We start from the raw sequence: 23,096 nt of genomic DNA, 5'->3' as shown, positions 1-23,096 counted from the left end.
AATTGCGAGGCACTTTCAGCCTGCTTTCATTCCTGTTCACAATCGCGTCCTTTGTGTCATGGATTTCCCGAGGTCGAAACGGCGGCGGCCGCGGTTTTTGCGGCGCGCGGGGTGGTTCGATGGAGAGGGAAGCGAGTCGCCGCGGGACGCGGCGATGACGGTCATGCGGGTTGCGCCAGCAGCTTGCCGAGGATCCGGCCGCCATGCCGCGCGTGCGCGGTCGTCAGTGCCGAATACCCGACGACGACGCCCGCTTCGCACTCGGCGCTCCGGCAGAATCCGCGGATCGTCTGCAATTCGACGCCGGCCGCGTGGGCCTGCGCGACGTACGATGCGTCGTCCACCCCGGGCGGCAGCCACAGCACGAAATGAAATCCGGCGTGCTCGCCGGACACCGTGTACCGCCCGCCGGCGTGCTTCGCCAACTGGTCGAGCACGATGTCGCGCCGCTGGCGATACGCGTGGCGGCTGGCGCGCAGGTGCTTCGCGAAATCGCCGTGCGCGATGAAGCGGGCCAGCGCGAGCTGGGGCGCCACGCCGACGGAGCGCGCGGTCGCGTGCCACACGGCCGACAGCATTGGCCGCAGTTCCGCCGGCATGACCATGAAGCCGATGCGCAGCCCCGAGAACAGCGTCTTGTTGAATGAACCGCAGTAGATCACGCGATCGCATGCGTCGAGCGATTTCAGCGCCGGTAGCGGAGCGGCCTGGTAGCTGAACTCACCGTCGTAGTCGTCCTCGATGATCCATGCCCGGTTGCGCTGCGCCCAGTCGAGCAGTTCGAGCCGGCGCGACACCGACATCGTGACGCCGAGCGGCGCCTGATGGGCGGGCGTCACGTACACCGCGCGCGCATCGGGATGGCGATCCAGCGACGCCGTGTCGATCCCTTCCCGATCGACCGGCACGTCGATCACGGTCGCACCAGCCATCGTGAAAATCTGCCAGGCCGACGCATAGCCGGGATCTTCCATCAGCACAGTCGAGCCGGGCGTAAGCAGCGTTCGCGCGACGAGGTCGATCGAATGCCGGATGCCGGTCGTGATGAAGATGTCGCCGGCGTCGCACGGGATGCCGCGGTATTCCCGCAGGTACGCGGCGATTTCGGCGCGCAGGCTTTCGACGCCTTGCGCAGGCGTCGCACCGAGGTCGTTCGCCGTCGCGGCAAGCAGGCTTGCCCCGAGCGCCTTCTTCCATTGCTGCATCGGCATCAGGCCGGGATCGGCGAGCCGCGCGACGAACGGGACGCCGGGGCGCACGCCATGTTCCGGCGCGGCCGCATCCGTCGCGCCGGCCGGCGCGGGGCACGCGTCGGGGCGGCGGGGGCTGCCGTCGCGCGACTGCGCGGCCGCGCGCAGATAGCTGTCGGGCACCATCGCGCAGACCCGCGACCCGGAGCCGCGCGTGCGTGCGATGTAGCCCTCGGAGCACAGCAGGTCGTACGCCGCTTCAACAGTTCCCCTTGCGATGCCCCAGCGTGCGGCAAGGGTGCGGCTGGACGGCAGCGGGCTGTCGCCGGGAAGCAGGCGCTTCAGGATTGCATCGCGAATCGCGTCGGCAATGCACGCCTGCTTCGACTGCGGGTTGCCGGCCGACAGCCCGGAAGGGCACGGCAGATCAAGCGGAATCGCGGCTTTGCCTCGCGGCATAGTGGTCTAGTAGATGGTCGATTTAATGGTCCTTCAGCTTATATCACTTTCCCCTTAGATTGCTGTCGACCACACCCATTCGACCGGAGACGGACTCACCGCATGAAGACGCGTTCCTTGCCCCAGTGGGGCTGGCTGTTCCTGTTGATGCTCGTCGTGTGCCTGCCGCGAGTCACGATCGATGCGTACCTGCCGTCGCTGCCTGCGATGGCTGACGCGCTGCACGGCACCGACGCCCAATTGCAGCTCACGCTGACCCTGTACATGGTCGGGTATGCGCTGTCGATGCTGGTGTCGGGGCCGTTGTCCGATCGATACGGCCGCCGTCCCGTTCTCGTCGGCGGCCTGTGCCTTTACGCGATCGCGAGCGTTGCCTGCGCGCTGTCGACCAGCATCCCGGCGATCATTGCCGCACGGATCTTCCAGGCGCTGGGCGGCTGCAGCGGAACGGTGATTGGGCGCGTCATCGTGCGCGAGCGCTTTCCGACCGCGATGCAGGCCACGATGCTCGGTCGCATCTCGGCCGGCATGGCGCTGTCGCCGGTGATTGCGCCGCTGGCCGGCAGCGCGGTCGCAGAGTGGCTCGGCTGGCGCGGCGTGTTCGGATGGCTGGCGGCGGGCGGGCTGGTCGCGACGGCGATGGTGCTGCGCTACCTGCCGGAGACCCGTGAAAACGACGCGCGTCCGGCGCGGGGGCGCGGGCTCCTGTGGACATATGCCGGCCTGCTGCGCGAGCGCCGCTTCCTGCGCTACTCGCTGGCGATCAGCTTCGCCTACTGCACGTACTATCCGTTCATCGCGGAATCGTCGACGCTGTTCCAGCGGCAAATGGGCGTGTCCGGCCCGGTCTATGCCGCGATCTTCGGCCTGACCGTGCTCGGCTACCTGATCGGTTCGAGCGTGTTCGCGCGGACCAGTAGCCGCTGGAAAGCCGATTCGGTCATCGCGGCGGCGGCCGGCATCAATCTGGTCGGCGCCATCGCGCTGGGGGGCTGCGGTGCGATCGCCCCCACGGCACTGGCGGCCCTCGTCGTGCCGATGTTCGTCGTGATGATCGCCGTCGGGATCGCGATTCCGGCCTGCCAGTTCGCGGTGATGCAGCCGTACACGAAGATCGCCGGCACGGCGTCCGGACTCTTCTTCTTTATCCAGATGGCGATCACGGCCGCGTGCGGCGGCGTACTGGCGTGGCTGTCGGATGGTACGGCCCGCCCGATGATTGCCGTCACGGTCGGCGCGAGCGTCGCGTTCCTGGCGGTGGTCGTCGGTCTTCGCGAGCGGAACGTAATCGGCGGTTCGCGTTTCGCGACGGGGAGCCGTCCCGCTGCCGAGCGATGAGCGGCGGTCGTCCATCCCGGGCGCTGCGGGTTCGCCGGGGCGGCGCAACCGGTGTTTCCGCGAGGCGTCGACATGGAAAGGATCATGTAATGTAGCGGCCTGTCGCTGACCTTACCGGAATCCCCATGCGTGTGCTGCTCGTCGAAGACAATCCGAACCTGGCCCAGTCGCTGAACGACGCGCTGAGCGCCGCGCGCTTCGCGGTCGATCACATGGCGGACGGGGAGGCGGCGGACCACGTGCTGCGCACGCAGGATTACGCACTGGTGATCCTCGATCTCGGGCTGCCGAAGCTCGACGGGCTGGAGGTGCTGCGGCGGCTGCGCGCGCGCCGCAATCCGGTGCCGGTGCTGATCCTCACCGCGCACGGGTCGGTCGAGGATCGCGTGAAGGGGCTCGATCTCGGCGCCGACGACTATCTCGCGAAGCCGTTCGAGCTGACCGAACTGGAAGCGCGCGCCCGCGCGCTGATCCGGCGCAGCCTCGGCCACGAGCATTCGCGCGTCGAATGCGGGCCGCTTTCGTACGACAGTATCGACCGCAGCTTCCACCTCGCGGGCGAGCCGCTGTCGCTCACGCCGCGCGAGCGCTCGGTGCTCGAGGTGCTGATCCTGCGCAACGGCCGTGCGATCAACAAGGAAACGCTGTCGGAGAAGATCTTCGGGCTCGACGAGTCGGTCAACGCCGACGCGATCGAGATCTACGTGTACCGGCTGCGGAAGAAGCTCGAGAACACGGGCGTCGCGATCGTCACGCTGCGCGGGCTCGGGTATCTGCTCGAAGCGAAGGAAGTATGAGTTACGACCCCCACGCTCACTGGTGTCCGCTGCCCTCCAAGGGGGCGCATGGCTTCCTTGGGGCGGCCCGGCGGGAACCATGGTGACCCGCCCGAACCTGCGCACGCAGGTCGCGCTGTGGTTGCTGCTGCCGCTGCTCGGCCTGCTCGCGCTCGACTCGTGGCTCACGTACCAGCGCGCGATGAGCGCCGCGCACGTCGCGTTCGACCGCACGCTGTCGTCGTCGCTGAAGTCGATCCGCGAAGGCGTGCGGCTCAACGACGGCGAGATCGAGGTCGACCTGCCGTATCTCGCGCTCGAAATGCTCGAATCGAGCGACGGCGGCAAGATCTACTACCTGATCCGCGAGGACAACGGCCGCACGATCACCGGCTACCCGGACCTGCCGCCGCCGCAGGGGCGCGACGCGGGCGACGGCGCGCTGTTCGTCACGCGCTACTACGACGTCGTCTATCGCGGCGAGCAGTTGCGGATGGCCGCGCTGCGCATACCGGTGCACGACGTGCCGACCGCGCAGTCGCGCATCGTGTGGGTGATGGTCGGCGAGACGATCGAGGCGCGCCAGGCGCTCGCCCGCGAGATCCTGGTGGGTTCGCTGCTGCAGGAAGGGCTGCTCGTCGTGCTCGCGCTCGGGATCGTGTGGCTCGGCGTCGGGCGCGGGCTGCGGCCGCTGAACCGGCTGTCGGCGACGGTCGCCGCGCGCAGCGAGGACGACCCGACACCGCTCGACACCGGCGCGATGCCGAGCGAGCTTGCGCCGCTCGTCGATTCGATCAACCAATACATCGGCCGCACGCAGCGGATGCAGGTCGCACGGCGCCGCTTCTTCGCCGATGCGGCCCATCAACTGAAGACACCGCTCGCGGCCGTGCAGGCCGGCGTCGAGCTCGCGCTGCGGCCTGACGAGCAGCCGCGCGCGGACGTACACCTGCGGCGCGCGAACGGCGCGGTGCGGCAGGCCGCGAAGATCGTCCAGCAACTGCTGGCGCTGTCGCGGCTCGATTCGGACAGCGGCCACGCGGTCGCGCACAAGCCGGTCGCGCTGCACCGGCTCGCGCGCAGCGTGACGCTCGACTGGTCGCCCGTCGCACGCGCGCGCGACATCGATCTCGGCTTCGAGCACGAGGCCGACGTCAGCGTGCACGGGCAGTCCGACCTGCTCGGCGAGATGATCGGCAACCTGATCGACAACGCGATCCGCTATGCGGGCGACCGCGCGGTGATCACGGTGCGCGTGTCGCGCGATGGCGAACAGGCGCGGCTCGACGTGATCGACAACGGGCCGGGCATTCCGGCGGACGAGCGTGACGCGGTGTTCGAGCGCTTCCATCGCGGCAGCAAGACGCAGACGGTCGAAGGGACGGGGCTCGGGTTGTCGATCGTGCGGGAGATCGCACGCGTGCACCAGGGCAGCGTGATGCTTGCCGATGCGGCGGGCGGCGGGCTGGTCGTGACGATCCGGCTGCCGGCGGCGAACGAGGAGGGGCCGGGCGCGGCGTGACGACGTGCCTGAGACAGGCCTGAGACAGGCCGGAGACCCCGCGGCAAGGTAGGCTGCGAAGCCGAAGCCGACATGCAGGCAAGCGTGCCGGCGCTATGCGCGCCGAGGCCCGATGACCGTCACGATATTTCCGTGAATTCCACTACCGCATCCTTTTCCGCTGCGACGGCGCGGCACGCGCAGTGCATTCATTGTGGCAGCGCCGCGATGCTCGGCGTCGCAGTGGTCTTCGCGTTCGGGGCGACGATGCGACGGCTATACAGTGCCGTGAGCGCGCTTCAATCGCCGAACCCGATCTCGGCTTCGAGCGTCTGGCCCACTTCGAGGAAACCGCCCGCGCCTTCGACGACGATCGCGTTGATGCCGAACGTCAGCGCGCCGTCGAAGGTCGGGTTCGCGCGATAGGTCTGCATCGTGTCGGTCGGTTCGTGCGGCCATGCGGGATCGGGCGCGCCGGTGACCTGATCGATCGTCGGCATCGGGCAGCGCGTGCACAGCTTCACGAGGCGCAGCCGCACCGGCGTCGCGCCGTCGGTGTCGAGGTGTTCGACGAAATCCTCTTCGTATGCATCGAGATCCGACACGACGATGTTCGGGCGGAAGCGGTTCATCGGGATCGCCGGCGCACCCTTCGCGGCGAGCCGTGCGTTCAGGTCGTCGAGCGACGACTGGCCGATCACGAGCAGCGGATAGCCGTCCGCGAACTGCGTGTGCGTATCGATCTCGCCGGTCCATTTTCGGTTGCAGCCGCGGCGCGCGTCAGGCCCGAAGCGCGCGAGCTTCGTCGGCATGCCGAGGAATTCGGTGAGCCACGCGGCCGTTTCGGCGCCCGTGTCGATCGCGTCGACCGTGTCGCGCCAGACGGTCGCGGCCATTTTCGGCGTGGCGGGCGACACGTCGCCGTCGAGCGGCGTGTGGATCTCGTGCATGCCCGGCGCGTTCAGCACGAGTGCATCGCTGTCGAGTGCGGTGCGGATCAGCGCGAGGCGCGGGTGCGTGCGCTGCGTGATCATCTGCCCGTCGGGATCGGTGATCAGCCAATGACGGTCGTATGCGAGGCCCGTTTCGAGCAGTTGCGCACGCGGCAGCGCGATGCCGGCGCAGGATTTGATCGGGTAGACGAAAAGTTCGCTGATGGCTGGCATGGCGCTGGCTTCGCATGACGTGGATGGTCGAAGCGCGATTGTGCCAGATCGTGCCGAAGCCGTTCGGGCGGTTGCGCACCGCCGCGCGGCTGGTCATGCGAGCGGGAAACCCGCGTCGAAGGTGGTGCGCACGTCGAGCGGCTGGCGCAGCAGCCCGGCCTTCAGATAGAAGTCGGCCGTACGCTGCTGTTCGGCGATCACCGTCGCATCGATCGGCAGCCAGCGCGTGTTGCGGCGCTCGAACTGCAGCTTCGCGGCTGCCGGTGGAATGCCGATGATGCGTGCGAGCGCCGCGGAATATGCGTCGACATGCCGGTACGACCAGGTCTGGGCGCGCACGACGCGCCGCAGGAAATCGTGCAGCACATCGCGCTTCGACGCGATCGCCGCGTCGGTCGCCGCGAGATAGCTGAGGCCCGACCACAGCCCGCGGCCGTTGACGAGCACGCGTGCTCGGCCGCTCGTTTCGGCGAGCGCCGTGTAAGGCTCCCACGTCGCCCAAGCGTCGATCGATCCGGTTGCGAGCGCAAGCATCGTGTCGGCCGGCGGCAGGAAGCGGAACGACACGGCATCGGGCGGCAGTCCGGCCGCGTCGAGCGCCTTCAACGTGACGAAATGGCCGATCGAGCCGCGTGTGGTGCCGATGCGCTTGCCCTTCAGGTCGGCCGCGCCTTTCAGTGCCGCGTCGGGCCGCACGAGCACGGCCGTGCCGTACGGATCGGAACGGTTCGCGCCGATTACCTTGATGCGTGCACCGGATGCGAGCGCGAAGATCACCGGCGCATCGCCGATCGGCCCGCAATCGACGGCGGCCGCGTTCAGTGCTTCGGCGAGCGGCGCGGCGGCCGGAAACTCGGTCCACGCGATGTCGTATGGGAGGCCGTTCAGTTCGCCGGCCGCTTCGAGCAGCGCGCGCAGCCCGCCTTTCTGGTCGCCGGCGCGCAGCAGCGGCCGTACGCCCGATTGCGCGCGCAGCGCGGCCGGTGCCGCGGCGATCGTGGCGAGGGCGCTCGCCTGGGCGAGGAAATGGCGTCGGGTCGGATTCATCGTGAAGTTCGGTTGATCGAAGGAGAGGTTCGGGAATTCAGTGCGGGAGCCCGGCCTGCACGTCGCGGACGGGTTCCGCGTCGACGCGCAGCAGCAGCGCGGTCAGCGGGTCGCCGTTCGCGGCGGCCGCGGCCGGCCGAGCAGCGGCATCGGAACGACACAGCAGGTCGGCATCCGACCAGCCGGCGCTGCCCGGCAGCGCGCGCGCCCGCAGCCAGCCGCGCCGGTCGGCGAGCAGTTGCGTGCCGCCGAGCGCATCGGGCGCGACGCCGGCAATCGTCGCGAACGCGAGCCAGGCATCGGGCGTCGACGCGACGCAGTTCGCACGCGTACCGGTTGCCGACGGCACGGCCGCGCCGTGTGCGGTGACGAGCAAGGTTTGCCAGCGCGCGTCTTCCGGCGGTGGTGCGACGCCCGGTGCGAGCGCGACGATGCGCACGCGCTGGCCTTCGCGCCAGCGATCGAGCGGTTGCGGCGCCGCGCTGCCGCAGCGCACGTCGAGCGCCGGCAGCGGGACGGGCACGGGCCATGCGCGTTCGGCCTGCGCGCCGCTGCCTGCAGAGAGCGCTTTCAGGTAGTCGAGCACGGCCCACGTGTCCTGAGGGCCGAGCGTCGCGGCGAAGCCGGGCATCGTCGGTGCGCCGTGTTCGTCGCGCGTGCCGTGGCGCACGCGCCAGAACAGTTCGCCGTCGAGGCGACGCGCGAGCAGCGAGCCGGCAAAGGTCGGCGGCCAGTGCGCGAGCGTGGTCGCGAGCGGGCCTTCGCCACGGCCGTCCGCGCCGTGGCAGGCCGCGCAGTGTTGCGCATACAGATGCGCGCCGCGCATCACGTTCGTCACCGAAAACGGCGCGGGATCGCGCTGGAAACTCGTCGGCACGGCGGGCGCGAGCCACAGCGACGACGGCGGCCACGGTGCGAACCATGCAATGGCGAGCGCGGCGATCGCGGATGCGAAACGCCACTTTCGCGAAGCGAGCGCGACGCAGGCGAGCACGACGGCCAGCGTCGTCGCCGCACCGGCGAACGCGAGTTGCCGCGTGAGTCCCGCGTCGATGCGCAGCGTCTCGAGTGCGATCCGGTGCGCCCACGGCCATGCGGCCTGACCGTCGGCATCGCCCGTCAGGCCGACCGCATGCAGCACGTGCGCCCACGCGATTTGCGCGCGATACAGCAGTTGCAGGAATGCGAGCGCCCAGTCGGAGAACGGCGGCGCGTTCATCGGCCGCGTTGCCGCCGAGCGGCGCCCAAGCGTCGAACGGCACCCTTCATCTACCAGCTCGCATCCAGCCCGAGATGCCGCAGCGCGTCGTGACGCAGTTCCGCGAGGCGCGGGTCGCCGCGATGGCGCGGGTAGGGCAGGTCGACGTGCAATTCGGCGACGATCCGTGCCGGACGCGGCCCGAACACGATCACGCGCTGCGCGAGGAACAGAGCTTCCTCGACATCGTGCGTGACGAGCAGCGCGGAGAACCCGTCGCGTTGCCACAGCGCGGTCAGCTCGGCCTGCATCGTGAGCCGCGTCAGCGAATCGAGCTTGCCGAGCGGCTCGTCGAGAATCAGCAGGCGCGGATCGTTGACGAGCGCACGGGCGAGCGCGACGCGCTGCGCCATCCCGCCGGACAACTGATGCGGAAACACGTTCGAGAATTCCTGCAGCCCGACGCGTTCGAGCGCATCGTCGACGCGATGCTGCGCGGTACGCGCCACGCCACGCGCTTCGAGGCCGAGCGCGACGTTTGCACGCACGCGTCGCCACGGGTACAGCGTCGGGTCCTGGAACACGACGATGCGCGACGGATCGGGGCGCTCGATCGGCACGCCGTCCTGCGCGATCGTGCCTTGCCGCGCGGCGTCGAGGCCCGCGACGAGGCGCAGCAGCGTCGATTTCCCGCAGCCGCTCGGGCCGAGCAGCGCGACGAATTCGCCGGCCGCGACCGACAGCGTGACGTCGTCGAGCACCGGCAGCGGGCCGCCGGGGCCGTCGAACGCATGGCTTACGCGGCGGATGTCGATGCGCGCGCCGCGCGGCGCCGTGATGGTGGACGAAGCGGCGGGCGAAGCGGCAACGGACGGTTCGAGTACGGCGGCGCTTACCATTTGACGGTTCCTTTCTGCCACGCGAGCACGCGGTCGCGCACCGCGAACAGCAGCGCGATCAGCCCGGAAAACAGCAGCGCCATCACGATCAGCGCCGCATACATGTTCACGTACGATGCCCAGCCCTGCGCCCAGCTCAGGTACCAGCCGAGCCCCGACTTGACGCCCATCATCTCGGCGACGACCAGCACCGTGAACGACGCGCTCAACCCCATGAAGATGCCGACGAACACGTGCGGCAGCGCGGCCGGAATCGCGACGCGCAGCACCAGGAAGCGCGCGTTCGCGCCGAGCGTGCGGGCCACGTCGTAATACTGCTTGTTGACGCTCGCGACGCCCGACCACGTCAGCACGGCGACCGGGAAGCCGGTCGACAGCGCGATCAGGAACGCGGCGGCCGAATAGCTCGACGGGAAGAAGTAGAACGTGAGCGGCAGCAGCGCGGTGGCCGGCACGGGGCCGAGCACGCGCAGCACCGGATGCACCCAGTAGCCGATCCGGCGCGACCAGCCGATCGATACGCCGACGGCAAAACCGACCGCGACGCCGTACGCAAACCCGAGCGCGAGCAGCTTCAGCGTGTTGCCGGCGCTGCCGAGCAGGCGCGGCCAGTCGTCGACATACACCTCGATCAGCGCCTGCGGCGGCGCGAAGAACGGCGTCGGCAGCCAGCCGGTTTTCGCGGTGACGATTTCCCAGGCGGCGAGCACGAGCGGCAGCGCGACGAGCCATGGGCCGGCCGGACGCACGCGCGCGAGCCGCGTGCGCGTCGCGGGAACGAAATGGCCGAGCGTCGCGACGGCGAGCAGCAACGCGGCGATCGACCATGCTGCGGTGGCGAACGTGTCCGTGTACGCCCAGTCGGTGAAGCCGACGACGCGGTTCGGCCACAGTTGCGTGAGCGCGCCGAGCGCGGCCCATGCGAACGCGGCGACGATGCCGGTCGGCCAGGTGCGGGCGCGGCGGGCTTCGGCCGCGAGCGTGGCTTCGCAGGCCGTGCAGGCGACGCGAGGGGAGACAGCGGCGCCGCCGGCCGGTGCCGATGCAGCGCGCGCAGGGGAAGCATGTTCGATCGTCGACATCGCGTCACCCCAGCACGTTCGCATAGACCTGCTGCGCGAAGCGCTGCGGGTCCGTGCTTTTCTTCAGCACGCTGATGCGGCGGAAATCGTCCGCATAGAACGCGATTTCCTGTTGCAGGTCGACGTTGGTCGGGTGATGCGTGTAGGTGAGCGTCGCGTACAGCTTGCGCAGGTCGTCGGGGCTGATCTTCGGCGAATACTTCGCGAACACCTTCGCGGCCTCGTTCGGGTTGTCGTGCGTGAACTCGGTCGCCTGCACGATCGAGCGCGCGAGCGCGGCGGCGGCCGGCCGGTCGTTGCGCACGAGATCGCCGCGCGCGCCGATCACGCAGCACACCTTGCGCGCGTATTCGCCGGACAGGTTGGTCGCGAGTTCCGTGTACGCGCCGTTGCTGCGCTTTTCGAGCAGAAAGAGATTCGGGTCGCCGTCGGCGATCGCATGGATCTCGCCCTTGTCGACCGCGACGCCGAGCAGGTCGGCCGGATACTGCCGCCACGTGAGGTCGCGTTCGGGATCGATCCCGTTCTTCGCGAGCAGGATCGAGAAGAAATGCTTGCCGGGCGCGGCCAGGTCGCTGACGCCGACCGTCTTGCCCTTCAGCGCCTGCAGCGTCGTGACGCCGGCGGCCTTCGAGCCGAGCAGCCGCACGCAGCCGCCGTGCGAGCTGCCGATGATCTTCACGTCGAAACCGGCTTCGAGCGGCTTCAGCCAGCGGTGGATCATCCCGACCGCCGCATCGGCCTTGCCGGTCGCGATCGATTCGAGCAACTGGTCGGTCGACCCGCTGTAGTTGATCAGGTCGACCTTCAGGCCGTTCTTCTCGAAGAAGCCGCGCTCCTGCGCGACGACGATCGGCGTCAGGCAGAACGCGTTCTGGTTCCACGCGAACGTGAGCTTCTTCAGCGGCGGCGCGGACCAGGCCTTGCGGCCAAGCGTGATCGCGGGCGCGGCGAGCGCGGCGGCGCCGGCCGCGCGCAGCAGCTTGCGGCGTTTGTCGTCGTGCGCGATGGCCGGCGCGGGTGCGGTGGGTTGGGTCATGGTCTGGTCTCCGGTCTTGCGGAAAGGCGCTCAGTCGAGCAGGTCGGGTTCGTCGGCGACGACGCGCGCGAACAGGCTGTCGAACGCATGCAGCGCGCCGTCGGGGCCGCCGATCTGGCCGTGCGTGTGGTGCGCGGTCGCGTGATCGATCGGCTGCGGTGTGCCGGCCGCTTCGGCCAGCAACTGCGTGTGCGCGGCGTTGTCGAGCGCGATGTACCACCACGCGGCGGCCTCGACCGTCGGGCCGGCCGTCAGGATGCCGTGGTTCTTCAGGATCACGCCCTTGTGCGTGCTGCCGTCCGGCTTCGAAAGCGCGTGCGCGATCCGCGCGCCTTCGCTCGTGTCGACGACCATCCCCGTGAAGTCGTCGAACAGCGCGTGATCCTCGTAGAACACGCACGCGTCCTGCGTGAGCGGATCGAGCGGGCGGCCGAGCGTCGACCACGCCTTGCCGTAGGTCGAATGCGTGTGCGCGGCGGCGACGACGTGCGGATGGGCTTCGTGGATCGCCGCATGGATCGCGAACGCGGCCTTGTTCAGCGGCCGCGTGCCGATCGCGGTTTCGCCGCGCGCGTTGACGAGCAGCAGGTCGGACACCTTGATCTGCGAGAAATGCACGCCGAGCGGATTCACCCAGAAATGGTCGGGCAGTTCCGGATCGCGCGCGGTGATGTGGCCGGCGAGCCCCGACGCGAAACCGTAGCGCGCGAACAGGCGGAATGCGGCCGCGAGCCGTTCCTGCCGGTGGCGGCGTTCGGCGGCGACGTCGATGCGCGGCGCGGGCGGATCGAACCAGAAATGCTGGCGCGGCGCTTCGGCGAGCACGAGGCCCGAGGCGGTACGGACGGGCGTGGCGAGGACGGCGGACATGGCGTGCGGCTCCGTTGGCGTTAGGCGGCGCGGCGCGCCGCGTCGCGTGTGGCGACAGCGCTGCGCACGCGCGGAATCAGTTCGCGGCCGTAGTCGATCGCATCCTCGAGCGGATCGAAGCCGCGGATCAGGAACGTCGTCACGCCGAGGTCGTAGTAGTCGAGCAGCGCATCGGCGACCTGTTCGGGCGTGCCGACGAGCGCCGTCGAATTCGAGCGCGCGCCGGTGAGCTTCGCGATCTCGGTCCACAGCCGCTTGTCGACGCGCGAGCCGCGTTCGGCCGCGGCCAGCAGGCGGCGCGCGCCTTCGCTCTGCTGCGGGCCGCCTGCGCCGAGGCCGGCTGCTTCGCGCAGCCGCCGCGTTTCGTCGAGGATGCGATGCGCGCGCGCCCACGCTTCGTCCTCGGTCGCGGCGAGGATCGGGCGGAACGACACGGAGAAACGCACCTGCCGGCCGTGCTGCGCGGCTTCGGCGCGCACGCGCGTGGTCAGGTCGCGCACCTGGTCGAGCGATTCGCCCCACAGCGCGTAGACGTCCGCGTGCTTGCCGGCCACCGCGAGCGCGGCTTCCGATGCGCCGCCGAAGTAGATCGGCACATGCGGCTGCTGAAACGGCTTCACTTCCGAAAAACCCTGCTTGAACCGATAGTGCGCGCCGTCGTGATCGAACGGCTGCGCTTCGGTCCAGATCCGCCGCAGGATGCCGAGGTATTCGTCGGTACGCGCATAACGCGCGTCATGGTCGAGGAAATCGCCGTCGCGCTGCTGCTCGCTGTCCGAGCCGCCGGAGATGAAATGCACGGCGAGCCGGCCGCGGCTGAACTGGTCGAGCGTCGCGATCTGCCGCGCGGCGAGCGTCGGTGCGGTGAAGCCCGGGCGATGCGCGAGCATGAAGTGGATACGCTCGGTCGCGGCCGCCGCGAACGCGATCGTCAGCGTCGCCGACGGGCCGGTCGAGTGATGCGGCACGAGGATCCGGTCGAAGCCGGCCGTTTCGTGGGCGCGCGCAAAGTCGCGCACATAGTCGGGATCGACCACCGGGCCGGACGCCGGGTGGATTTCCGACTGCTTCTGGCTCTGGATCATGCCGATGAATTCGACGCTCATCTGGGTCTCCGGTGCAGGGATGGCCCGGCGCACGGCCGGGCAGGAATGGAGCGCAGGTTAACGCCGCGATCATGCGGAATGGAAATAATCAATCCCGATTTGAATATCAGATTTGCATGGTTTGGGTGGCGGTGCGTTGCGCATACGCTGTGGGCTCACGAACGATCGGGCGGGTGCGCGTTACGCATCGCCGGCTTCACGCGAAACCGCGCGCGTGGCGATCGATCACCGCTATCGCGGCTGGTGCCGCGGTGGCCGCTTTTGTGCCTTTGTGCATTACCCAGGGAATCCGTCTCGATGTCCGCCAGCCTTGCCGCTTCCTCACCGTCGTCGCAGCCGCCTTCGCTGCGCCTTCTGCTTGCCGACGACGCTGACACTGCAGAAGACGCGCGCGTTGCCGCGCTGCTCGACCGCCTTGCCCCCGAGCTCGCCGCCGACGCCGCGCGCAACGACGTCGACGGCCGTTTTCCGCACGAGAACTTCGCACGGCTGCATCGCGCGGGGCTGATCGCGCAGGTCGTGCCGCGCGAACACGGCGGCGCGGGCGCGACGCTCGCGCGGGCGAGCCGGATCGTGGCCGCCGTCGCGCGCGCCGATCCGGCGACCGCGCTGGTGCTGACGATGACGTATCTGCAGCATCGCGCGCTCGGCCGTGCCGACAGCCGCTGGCCTGCCCAGGTGCGGCGCGCGGTGTTCGACAGCGCGGTCGCGCAAGGCGCGCTGATCAACGCGCTGCGCGTCGAGCCGGCGCTCGGTTCGCCGTCGCGCGGCGGCCTGCCGGAGACGGTCGCGCGCCGCGACGGCGACGGCTGGCGGCTGTCCGGCCACAAGCTGTACAGCACCGGGATTCCCGCGCTGCGCTGGCTGGCCGTGTGGGCGCGTACCGACGAACCGGAGCCGCGCGTCGGCGTGTTTCTCGTGCCGCGCGACCGCGATGCCGACGGCGACCGCATCCGCGTGATCGAAAGCTGGAATCACCTCGGCCTGCGCGCATCGGGCAGTCACGAAGTCGTATTCGACGATGTGCGGCTGCCGGCCGACCACGCGGTCGACGTGCGCGCGCCGCACGCGTGGGCCGTATCGGCCGCGACGCATGCGGATGCCGATGCGCACGCCGACCAGCACGCGTGGATGGTCGCGCTGCTCGGCAGCCTGTACGACGCGGTGGCGCGCGCGTCGCGCGACTGGCTGGTCGGATTCGCGACGACGCGTGCACCGAGCGGGCTCGGTGCGCCGCTCGCGACGCTGCCGCGCGTGCAGGAGGCGGTCGGCGAAATCGAGGGATGGCTGCATGCGAACCGCGTGCTGCTCGACGATCACATCTCACGCACCGACGCCGGCAACGCGCCGCCGGTCACGACGAGCGGCCTCGTCAAGCGGACCGTGACCGAGCACGCGATCCGCGCAGTCGAGCAGGCGCTGAAGCTGTCGGGCAATCATGGGCTGAGCCGCGGCAATCCGCTCGAACGCCACTATCGCGACGTGCTGTGCAGCCGCGTGCATACGCCGCAGGACGACGCGATCGCGGTGGCGGCGGGGCGTGAGGTGCTTGAAGCGGCGGCAAGCCGGGATGAAACGGAAGCGGAGGCGGGCGGGGCGTCGCGCACCGAGGTCGAACGCGGCCGAAACGATGCGTGAGCGGTGCAGCGCTGCGGGGGAAACAAACAGGGCGGCGCGAAGCAGACGCCGCCCCGTACGGTCACGCAGCCTGGCCGTGCGTCTGCTCGGGCAACGCGAACGCCGCGCGCGCATGCGCGGCGACGGCCGCGAGCGGCGCGTCGAAGCGGGCAGCATCGTGCCGGCGCAGCAGCCACAGATCGATCTGCGGCTTGAAATCGGCGAGCGGCACGATCTCGAGCGCGTCGCGCAGCGGGCTGCCTTCGACGAGCGGCAGCGGCATCAGCCCGATGCCGAAGCCGTTCGCGACGCTCTGCAGTTGCAGGTCACGGCCGTAGGTGTCGAGCGTGACCGGCATCGGCAGGCCCTGTGCGTCGAGCGCGCGTCGCAGGCCCGCGCGAAAGCCGCAACCGTCGGGGTTGAGCACCCAGCCGCGCGCGTGGCAATCGGCGAGCCGGTAGCTGCGGCGCGGCCAGTCGCCCTTGCGGCCGACCGCGACGAGCCGCGTGGCCAGCAGCCGTTCGCCTTCGACGTACGGCGGCAGCACCATCTCGCGCGCGAGGAACACGAGCGCCGCATCGAGCTCGCGGCGTGCGACGCGCTCGACGAGCATGCCGCCCCACGCGGTCGTGACCTGCGTCGCGAGCGCGGGCCACTGCGCGGCGAGTTCGGCGATCAGCGCGGGCAGCATCAGCTCGCCGAGCCCCTGCGTGAGCCCGATCCGGAATTCGCCGGCGGGCGGCTGCTGGCCGGCCGTCAGTTCGCGCAGCGCATCGACTTCGCGCAGGATCGCGCGACACTGCTCGAATACCTGCCGGCCGATGTCGGTCGGGCGCGGCGGCTTCGTGTTGCGATCGAGCAGGATCACGCCGAGCGCTTCCTCGAGATTCTGGACGCGCCGCGTGATCGCGGGCTGCGTCATCCCGAGCTCGGCCGCGGCCAAGCTCAGGGTCTGGCAGCGGACGACCGCTGCAAAAGCGTCGATATCGCTAATTTTCATGTTTGTTCTGCATGGTCTTTCGGGTGCATCATGACGATCCATCATATTCGGCATCATATTCGAGGAGGCAGCCGATGAGTACGCTTTCATTGCATCAGACGCCGCTGCGTCCGTTCGTCGACGGTCTGGGTGAGCTGCTCGCGTCCGGCGCGAACGAGGCGCGCATCCTCGACGAGGGCGGCACGCTGCTCGCCGCGCTCGTCGAACACGACGACTGGCTGCCCGACGCGTTCGCGCAGCCCGATCCCGTGCGCTATCGGCAATACCTGCTGCATCTCGACCCGGACGAACGGTTCTCGGTCGTCAGCTTCGTGTGGGGGCCCGGCCAGACGACGCCGATCCACAACCACACGGTGTGGGGGCTGATCGGGATGCTGCGCGGCGGCGAGTTCTCGCAGCCGTACCGGTTCGACGAAGCGGGCAAGCCCGTGCCGGCGGGCGAAGCCGTGCGGCTGCAGCCGGGCGAGGTCGAGGCCGTGTCGCCGCGCATCGGCGACGTCCATCGCGTGACCAACGCATTCGCCGACCAGGTATCGATCAGCATCCACGTGTACGGCGCGAACATCGGCAAGGTCGAGCGCGCGGTGTACCTGGACGACGGCACCGTGAAGCCTTTCGTGTCCGGCTATTCGAACGCCTGACGAGGCGCCCGCAGGCGCGGCCCGTTGCGGGCGCGTGCCGGCAGGCCGAAGATTCATCCGATTCGCTTTCCTTTCTTCACCGACTTCAACAGAATCAGACAGAGACACCGTGACGCAATCCGCCGATTCCACCTCCCGCTTTCCCGCCGCGTCGTACCAGGACGTGCGCGCGCGCCTGCTTGCCCGTGACGAGCTCGCGTTGATCGACGTACGCGAGGAAGATCCATACGCGCAGGGCCACCCGCTGTGGGCCGCCAACTTTCCGCTGTCGAAGCTCGAACTCGACGCATGGACGCGGATTCCGCGCCGCGACACGCCGATCGTCGTGTTCGGCGAAGCGGGCGGCGAGGATCTCGCGCCGCGCGCGGCCGCGAAGCTCGCGCAGCTCGGCTATACCGACGTGCGGCTGCTCGACGGCGGCCTCGCGGGCTGGCTGGCCGCGGGCGGCGAACTGTTCATCGACGTGAACGTGCCGAGCAAGTCGTTCGGCGAATGGGTCGAGGCCGAGCGGCATACGCCGTCGCTGTCCGCGCAGGAAGTGCAGGCGCTGATCGATGCGAAGGCCGATGTCGTGATCGTCGACGCGCGCCGTTTCGACGAATACCGGACCATGAACATCCCGACCTCGACGAGCGTGCCGGGCGCGGAACTCGTGCTGCGCGTGCGCGCGCTTGCGCCGAATCCGGCGACGCAGGTGGTCGTCAACTGCGCGGGCCGCACGCGCAGCATCATCGGCACGCAGTCGCTCGTCAACGCGGGGCTGCCGAACCCGGTCGCGGCACTGCGCAACGGCACGATCGGCTGGACGCTCGCCGGCCAGACGCTCGAGCACGGCGCCGCGCGCCGCTTTCCGGACGAGATCGATGCGACGCAGCGCGCCGAGGCTCGCCAGGCTGCACGCGCGGTGGCCGAACGCGCGGGCGTGCCGCGCATTGCGCTCGCGGACGTCGCCGCGCTCGACGAGCCGGGCCGCACGCTGTACCGCTTCGACGTGCGCACGCCGGAGGAATACGAAGCCGGCCACCTGCCGGGCTTCCTGAGCACGCCGGGCGGCCAGCTCGTGCAGGAGACCGACCATCACGCGGCCGTGCGCGGCGCGCGGATCGTGCTCGCCGACGACGACGGCGTGCGCGCGGACATGACCGCGTCGTGGCTCGCACAGATGGGCTGGGACGTGCGCGTGGTGGAGCCAGCCGGCACCGCGGCGTTCGGCGAGCAAGGCCAGCCGCCGCGCGACGTGCCGGCGACGCCGCCCGCGACCGACGTGTCGCCCGCGACGCTCGCGGGCTGGCTGAAGGAAGCTACGCCCGATGAACTCGCGATCGTCGACGTGACGGCCAGCGCGAACTACGTGAAGCGCCATATTCCGGGCGCCTGGTTCGTCGTGCGCGCACAGTTGCGCGACGCGCTCGCAGCGATCCCGCCTGCGAAGCGCTACGTGTTCACGTGCGGATCGAGCCTGCTCGCGCGATTCGCGGCGGACGATGCGCGCGCGCTGCTGCCGGCGTCGGCCGACATTTCGGTGCTGACCGGCGGCACGGCTGCATGGATCGATGCCGGGCTGCCGCTCGAAAGCGGCGAGACGCGGCTCGCGTCGCCGCGCGTCGACCGCTACCGGCGCCCGTACGAAGGCACCGACAACGCGGCTGCCGCGATGCAGGCGTATCTCGACTGGGAATACGGGCTGGTCGACCAGTTGAAGCGGGACGGCACGCACCACTTCAGCGTGATCTGATCGATACGGCGGAGCCGGGCGCGGCGGCACGCAGTGCGCCGCACTCGGCTCCGCACGTTCAGCACGATCAGCGCTTGAACGTATCGACGGCCGTGCGGCCGACCGCCGGATCGTCGGTGAAGAAGCCGTCGATGCCCGCGCGCAGGTAGGCCTGGATCTCGCGCACCGAGCCGGCCGTGTTGCGCGTGGCCGGCGTGCCGCCGTCCTTCAGCGACGCGGGCAGGAAGTTGTTCTCCGGGCGGAACGTGTACGGATGCACGACGAGGCCGGCCTCGTGCGCGTAGCGCACGTACGGCGTCGGCTGCTGCAGCGTGCCGTCCGCGGCGACCGCGATGACCGACGTCTTGTACGGGCCGACGCCGTTCGCATAGGTCGCGATCTCGCGCATGCCGTCGCGCGTCGACAGGTCGCCGTAGGTGCGCTTGTCGTTCGCCTTCACGAAGTCGTACGGGCGCTGGCCGGCGTCGTCCATCAACTGCACGAGCTTCCAGTTCGGCTGGCTCGACTTGATCCGGTTGCGGATCGTCTTCAGGTTCGCCACTTCGAACGACTGAATGTAGACGGTCGCCGTGCGCGACGTGTACGAATCCTTCAGCAGCGCATCGACGAGGCGATCCTCGAGCGGCAGGCCGATCGACTGGAAGTAGGTCGGATGCTTGGTTTCCGGATACAGGTGGATCGTGCGGCCGGTCTGCGCGGACATCTGCTTCGCGAGCGCGACGATCTCGTCGAAGGTCGGAATCTCGAACTGGTCGTTGTATGCGGTGTTCGCGGGGCGGATCTGCGGAATGCGCTCACGCGCACGCAGCGTCTTCAGCTCGGCGAGCGTGAAATCCTCGGTGAACCAGCCCGTGAACTGCGCGCCGTCGATCGTCCTGGTCGCCTTGCGGCTTGCGAATTGCGGCAGCGCCGACACGTTCGTCGTGCCCGAAATCTCGTTCTCGTGGCGCGCGACGAGCACGCCGTCACGTGTCGACACGAGGTCGGGCTCGATGACGTCCGCGCCGTCCTCGATCGCCTTGCGATACGACGCGAGCGTATGTTCGGGGCGCAGCGCGCTCGCGCCGCGATGGCCGACCACCTGGACCTTCGCGGAAATCGGCTGCGTGGGATCGGACGTCAGCTCGTCGCCGCCGCACGCGGCGAGCAGGAAGGCGGCGGCACAGGCGAACGGGACGTAGCGCAGGGCGCTCGGGCGCGTGAAGAACATGTCGATGAACCTTCGAAACGGGAGTCGGAAAAGTCGGAAAGGGCGCTCGCTCCGCCGGCGCGGCTGTCGTGCCGTGCCGTATGGAATCGAACGGGACGCGATCGTCGCATCGAATAATTACATATGTATTACTCTGGCCTTTCCGTTTTGTTCGGAGGTGCGATGACGGCGGCGGGGAGCGGCGCAGCATCGATGTGCGTGCCGCATTCCGGCCGTCGCAGGCAGGCCGCGCGCCGGATGCACTAAACTTGCGGGAATTTTGCATCGCAGCGCCCGGGCCGACGCCCGCGCGGCGCGACGATGCGGCGACTCGCGGGCCGGCGCGGGCGCCCGGCGCCCGTGTGCGTCCGGGGCCCGCGCCGGCCGATTTTTCCCGACCCATGACGACCCGAACCGATTCCGCCTACCTGCTCGGCGACCTGCTGAAGAACGTTTCCCGCTCCTTCTACCTGACGCTGCGCGTGCTGCCCGACGGCATGCGCGACCCGGTCGGGCTCGCGTACCTGCTCGCGCGCGCGGCCGACACGATTGCCGATACCGCGCTCGTCGCGCCCGATCGCCGGGCGGCGTTGCTGACCGACCTGCGCGACGAGGTCGAGCGGCTCGGCGACGGCGCGGCGCTGTCGCGTTCGCTCGACGACGTGACGCGGATGCAGACGGATTCGCACGAGCACGTGCTGCTCGGCTCGATGGAGCCGATGCTCGCGCTGCTGCGCGCGCAGCCGGACGCCGACCGCGCATCGATCCGCAAGGTCGTCGCGACGCTGACTTCGGGCATGGAATTCGACCTGCGCACGTTCCCGGACGAACAGTCGGGGCAGGTCGCGTCGCTGCCGACACGCGACATGCTCGACCGCTATACGTACCTCGTCGCGGGCTGCGTGGGCGAGTTCTGGACCGACATGACGGGCGCACACACGCGCGCCGCGCGCGGCTGGGATTTGCCGGGCATGCGCGAGAAGGGCATCCGTTTCGGCAAGGCGCTGCAGATGACCAACATCCTGCGCGACTGCGCGAAGGACCTGCGCATCGGCCGCTGCTACCTGCCCGACGACGTGCTGCGCACGCACGGGCTCGGTGTTGCCGACCTGATGCAGCCCGACGCGTCGGCGCGCGCGCGCGGCGTGCTGGTCGACCTGCTGCGCATCACGCTCGACCAGTATCGCGATGCATGCCTGTATACGCTCGCGATTCCGCGCCGCTTCGTGCGGCTGCGGCTCGCGTGCCTGTGGCCGATCATGATCGGCCTCGAAACGCTCGAACTGCTGGCCGGCCACGATGCGTGGCTCGACCCGGCGAAGCCGGCCAAGGTGCCGAGAAAACGCATCTACCGGATCATGGCGTCGTCGCTCGCGCTGGTCGGCTCGAACACGGCGATCCGTGCGCGGATGACCGCACTCGCCGATGCGGTGAACGCGCAGCTGGCCTCGCCGGCATTGCGTTGAATGTCGCCGGCGCACCGCGCCGGCATCGTCCTTCGGCCCGCGTTCGCCGGGCCGCTCCCGTCCGATCTCCCGCGCGCGGACTGAAACGTTTTCATGATTTCGTTTCTCGAAATGTGGCTGTCATGAACGTCAGCGATCCTGCGCGGCGGCGTGAATCGCGGCGTCAGCTGCGATCGCGCATTTGTAAGATGATTTTTGCCGAAGGCGTCTGACGACATGGGGCGGTCGCGTTGCACCCGTAAAAATGTAAAGCTAGGGTTTTCACCGGGAAATGCCGGAAATGCCCGCCGCGTAAGCGTTTTCAGGTGTTATGTAACTGCTTGGTGAACCCGCGCGTTGCGTCGATCATACGATGACCGACTGCGCGTGTTGGGAAATAATCGGTAATCCGTCAGAATTGCCCCGGCATGTACTCGCACATGTGTCAGTCATAAAACCACACCAGAAAAGAAATCATTCTTTGAGGACGGAGAATCAATGAAAAAGCGCGTCGCTTTCGCCATGACGGCAGCGGGCCTTGCAGCCGCTACCGCCGCCCACGCCCAGAGCAGCGTGACCCTGTACGGTATCGTCGATAACGCCATCGCTTGGCAGAACAACTCGTCGGCAGTCGGCGCGACCACGGGTGGTCACTCGAAGGTGCAGATGGCCACCGGCATTTGGGCAGGCAGCCGCTTTGGCCTGAAGGGCAGCGAAGATCTCGGCGGCGGCACGAAGGCGATTTTCCAGTTGGAAGCCGGCTTCAACGCGAACAACGGCTCGTCGCAGTGGGCCAACGGCATCTTCACGCGTCAGGCGTGGGTCGGTCTGAGCAACGCAGCGTACGGTACGCTGACGGCGGGCCGCCAGTACACCGCGTACTACACGCTGCTGTCGCCGTATAGCCCGACGACCTGGCTGACCGGTTATTACGGCGCGCACCCGGGCGATATCGATTCGCTGGACACCAGCTACCGCGCGAACAACTCGCTCGTCTACATGTCGCCGAAGTTCTACGGCTTCACGGTCGGCGGTTCGTATTCGCTCGGCGGCGTGGCAGGCAGCTTCAACCGCGGCTCGACGTGGAGCGCGGCGATCCAGTACCTGAACGGCCCGGCAGGCATCGCGGTCGGCTTCCAGAAGGTCAACAACTCGACGCTCGGCGGCGGCGTGTGGGGTGACAATTCGACGGTCACGAGCGGCGGCCAGCCGGCCGTGTCGTCGATTAACAGCGGCTACCAAACGGCGCAAACGCAGCAGCGCCTCGGTGTGACGGCCGGCTACCAGTTCACGCCGGCATGGGACGTGTCCGTGTCGTACACGAACGTCCAGTACGTGCCGGGAGTCGGTTCGGCGTTCCGCAACACGGCGATCTTCAACACGGCAGGCGCCGTGCTGCACTGGAAGGCAGCGCCGCAGTGGGACTTCGCGGCAGGCTACTCGTACACGGCGGCAACGCAGTCGAACGGCATCTCGAGCGCAGCCAAGTACCACCAGGTCACGCTGTCGCAGTACTACAGCCTGTCGAAGCGCACGGGCCTGTATGCAGTTGAGGCTTACCAGCACTCGACCGGCAACACGCTGAACAAGGCTGGCGGCATCCAGGCAGCAACGACCTCGATCGGCGACGGCGTGGGCGCAGGTTCGAAGCAGAACCAGATCGCTGCAGGCGTCGGCCTGATCCACCGCTTCTGATGTCGCGCGGCGCGCGAGCGCCGCTTACGGCACGCGGTATGAAAAGCCGGCCTTCGGGCCGGTTTTTTTATTGGCGGCGCGCGTTGTGTTTATTGCGGGTTCC

The 23,096-nt window shown here is 69.0% G+C and carries 19 protein-coding genes; 8 read left to right on the top strand and 11 right to left on the bottom strand.

From position 1 onward, the window contains the following. Positions 1–161: 161 nt before the first annotated feature. Positions 162–1,649, bottom strand: coding sequence for a PLP-dependent aminotransferase family protein (locus ACM6JT_RS10335; protein WP_414856423.1), 1,488 nt, complete (start codon positions 1,647–1,649; stop codon positions 162–164). 102 nt (positions 1,650–1,751) lie between these two features. Between ACM6JT_RS10335 and ACM6JT_RS10330 the strand changes: the two genes are divergently transcribed. The 3 genes from ACM6JT_RS10330 to ACM6JT_RS10320 all read left to right on the top strand — a co-directional run bounded on the left by ACM6JT_RS10330 (position 1,752) and on the right by ACM6JT_RS10320 (position 5,285). Then, positions 1,752–2,987: a multidrug effflux MFS transporter gene (locus tag ACM6JT_RS10330; protein ID WP_414856422.1), complete on the top strand. Its 1,236-nt coding sequence runs from the start codon at positions 1,752–1,754 to the stop codon at positions 2,985–2,987. A 125-nt stretch (positions 2,988–3,112) separates the two neighbouring features. Next, on the top strand, positions 3,113–3,784 hold the full coding sequence (locus tag ACM6JT_RS10325; protein WP_034179665.1) for a response regulator: 672 nt from the start codon (positions 3,113–3,115) through the stop codon (positions 3,782–3,784). Between the two features lie 79 nt (positions 3,785–3,863). Beyond that, positions 3,864–5,285 (top strand): sensor histidine kinase N-terminal domain-containing protein, encoded by a 1,422-nt coding sequence (locus tag ACM6JT_RS10320; protein WP_414856421.1) that lies wholly within the window; start codon positions 3,864–3,866, stop codon positions 5,283–5,285. Between the two features lie 278 nt (positions 5,286–5,563). On the opposite strand, the gene ACM6JT_RS10315 is transcribed toward ACM6JT_RS10320, so the two are convergent. The 8 genes from ACM6JT_RS10315 to ACM6JT_RS10280 form a co-directional block, all read right to left on the bottom strand. Next, entirely contained in the window at positions 5,564–6,430 is an 867-nt protein-coding gene (locus ACM6JT_RS10315; protein WP_414856420.1) for an MOSC domain-containing protein, read from the bottom strand. Between the two features lie 93 nt (positions 6,431–6,523). Beyond that, complete coding sequence (locus tag ACM6JT_RS10310; protein WP_034179663.1) at positions 6,524–7,477, bottom strand: ABC transporter substrate-binding protein; 954 nt, start codon at positions 7,475–7,477, stop codon at positions 6,524–6,526. Between the two features lie 37 nt (positions 7,478–7,514). Beyond that, complete coding sequence (locus ACM6JT_RS10305) at positions 7,515–8,696, bottom strand: c-type cytochrome (protein WP_034179662.1); 1,182 nt, start codon at positions 8,694–8,696, stop codon at positions 7,515–7,517. Between the two features lie 50 nt (positions 8,697–8,746). Continuing rightward, positions 8,747–9,574, bottom strand: coding sequence for an ABC transporter ATP-binding protein (locus ACM6JT_RS10300; protein WP_034179661.1), 828 nt, complete (start codon positions 9,572–9,574; stop codon positions 8,747–8,749). Next, positions 9,568–10,656 carry an ABC transporter permease gene (locus ACM6JT_RS10295; RefSeq protein ID WP_407972351.1) on the bottom strand — a complete coding sequence of 363 codons (1,089 nt, stop codon included), beginning with the start codon at positions 10,654–10,656 and terminating at the stop codon, positions 9,568–9,570. Before ACM6JT_RS10295 ends, ACM6JT_RS10300 begins: the two co-directional genes overlap by 7 nt. 4 nt (positions 10,657–10,660) lie before the next feature. Continuing rightward, positions 10,661–11,695 carry an ABC transporter substrate-binding protein gene (locus ACM6JT_RS10290; RefSeq protein ID WP_414856419.1) on the bottom strand — a complete coding sequence of 345 codons (1,035 nt, stop codon included), beginning with the start codon at positions 11,693–11,695 and terminating at the stop codon, positions 10,661–10,663. A 30-nt stretch (positions 11,696–11,725) separates the two neighbouring features. Continuing rightward, positions 11,726–12,565, bottom strand: a complete 840-nt coding sequence (locus tag ACM6JT_RS10285; RefSeq protein WP_414856418.1) for a class II aldolase/adducin family protein — start codon at positions 12,563–12,565, stop codon at positions 11,726–11,728. 20 nt (positions 12,566–12,585) lie between these two features. Then, a complete protein-coding gene (locus ACM6JT_RS10280; protein ID WP_131948352.1) occupies positions 12,586–13,671 on the bottom strand; it encodes an LLM class flavin-dependent oxidoreductase in 1,086 nt (361 codons plus the stop codon). 297 nt (positions 13,672–13,968) lie between these two features. On the opposite strand from ACM6JT_RS10280, the gene ACM6JT_RS10275 reads away from it, so the two are divergent. Beyond that, positions 13,969–15,309 (top strand): acyl-CoA dehydrogenase family protein, encoded by a 1,341-nt coding sequence (locus tag ACM6JT_RS10275; RefSeq protein WP_414856417.1) that lies wholly within the window; start codon positions 13,969–13,971, stop codon positions 15,307–15,309. A gap of 61 nt (positions 15,310–15,370) precedes the next feature. On the opposite strand, the gene ACM6JT_RS10270 is transcribed toward ACM6JT_RS10275, so the two are convergent. Then, complete coding sequence (locus tag ACM6JT_RS10270) at positions 15,371–16,345, bottom strand: LysR family transcriptional regulator (RefSeq protein WP_414856416.1); 975 nt, start codon at positions 16,343–16,345, stop codon at positions 15,371–15,373. Between the two features lie 17 nt (positions 16,346–16,362). Here ACM6JT_RS10270 and ACM6JT_RS10265 point away from each other — a divergent pair, with 17 nt between their 5' ends. Further along, on the top strand, positions 16,363–16,929 hold the full coding sequence (locus tag ACM6JT_RS10265) for a cysteine dioxygenase (protein WP_034179655.1): 567 nt from the start codon (positions 16,363–16,365) through the stop codon (positions 16,927–16,929). Between the two features lie 109 nt (positions 16,930–17,038). Beyond that, on the top strand, positions 17,039–18,664 hold the full coding sequence (locus ACM6JT_RS10260; protein ID WP_414856415.1) for a rhodanese-related sulfurtransferase: 1,626 nt from the start codon (positions 17,039–17,041) through the stop codon (positions 18,662–18,664). A 67-nt stretch (positions 18,665–18,731) separates the two neighbouring features. Here the strand turns inward: ACM6JT_RS10260 and ACM6JT_RS10255 are convergent, their stop codons facing one another. Beyond that, positions 18,732–19,874 (bottom strand): glycerophosphodiester phosphodiesterase, encoded by a 1,143-nt coding sequence (locus ACM6JT_RS10255; protein WP_414856414.1) that lies wholly within the window; start codon positions 19,872–19,874, stop codon positions 18,732–18,734. Between the two features lie 380 nt (positions 19,875–20,254). Between ACM6JT_RS10255 and ACM6JT_RS10250 the strand changes: the two genes are divergently transcribed. Beyond that, positions 20,255–21,319 carry a phytoene/squalene synthase family protein gene (locus ACM6JT_RS10250; protein WP_414856413.1) on the top strand — a complete coding sequence of 355 codons (1,065 nt, stop codon included), beginning with the start codon at positions 20,255–20,257 and terminating at the stop codon, positions 21,317–21,319. A gap of 477 nt (positions 21,320–21,796) precedes the next feature. Then, complete coding sequence (locus ACM6JT_RS10245) at positions 21,797–22,993, top strand: porin (RefSeq protein ID WP_034179651.1); 1,197 nt, start codon at positions 21,797–21,799, stop codon at positions 22,991–22,993. Positions 22,994–23,096: the final 103 nt, after the last annotated feature.

Source organism: Burkholderia sp. IT-111MI5 (genome assembly GCF_949752865.1).
In the GTDB taxonomy this organism is placed as follows: domain Bacteria; phylum Pseudomonadota; class Gammaproteobacteria; order Burkholderiales; family Burkholderiaceae; genus Burkholderia; species Burkholderia pyrrocinia_C.
This window is presented reverse-complemented; position numbering and strand designations above follow the sequence as displayed.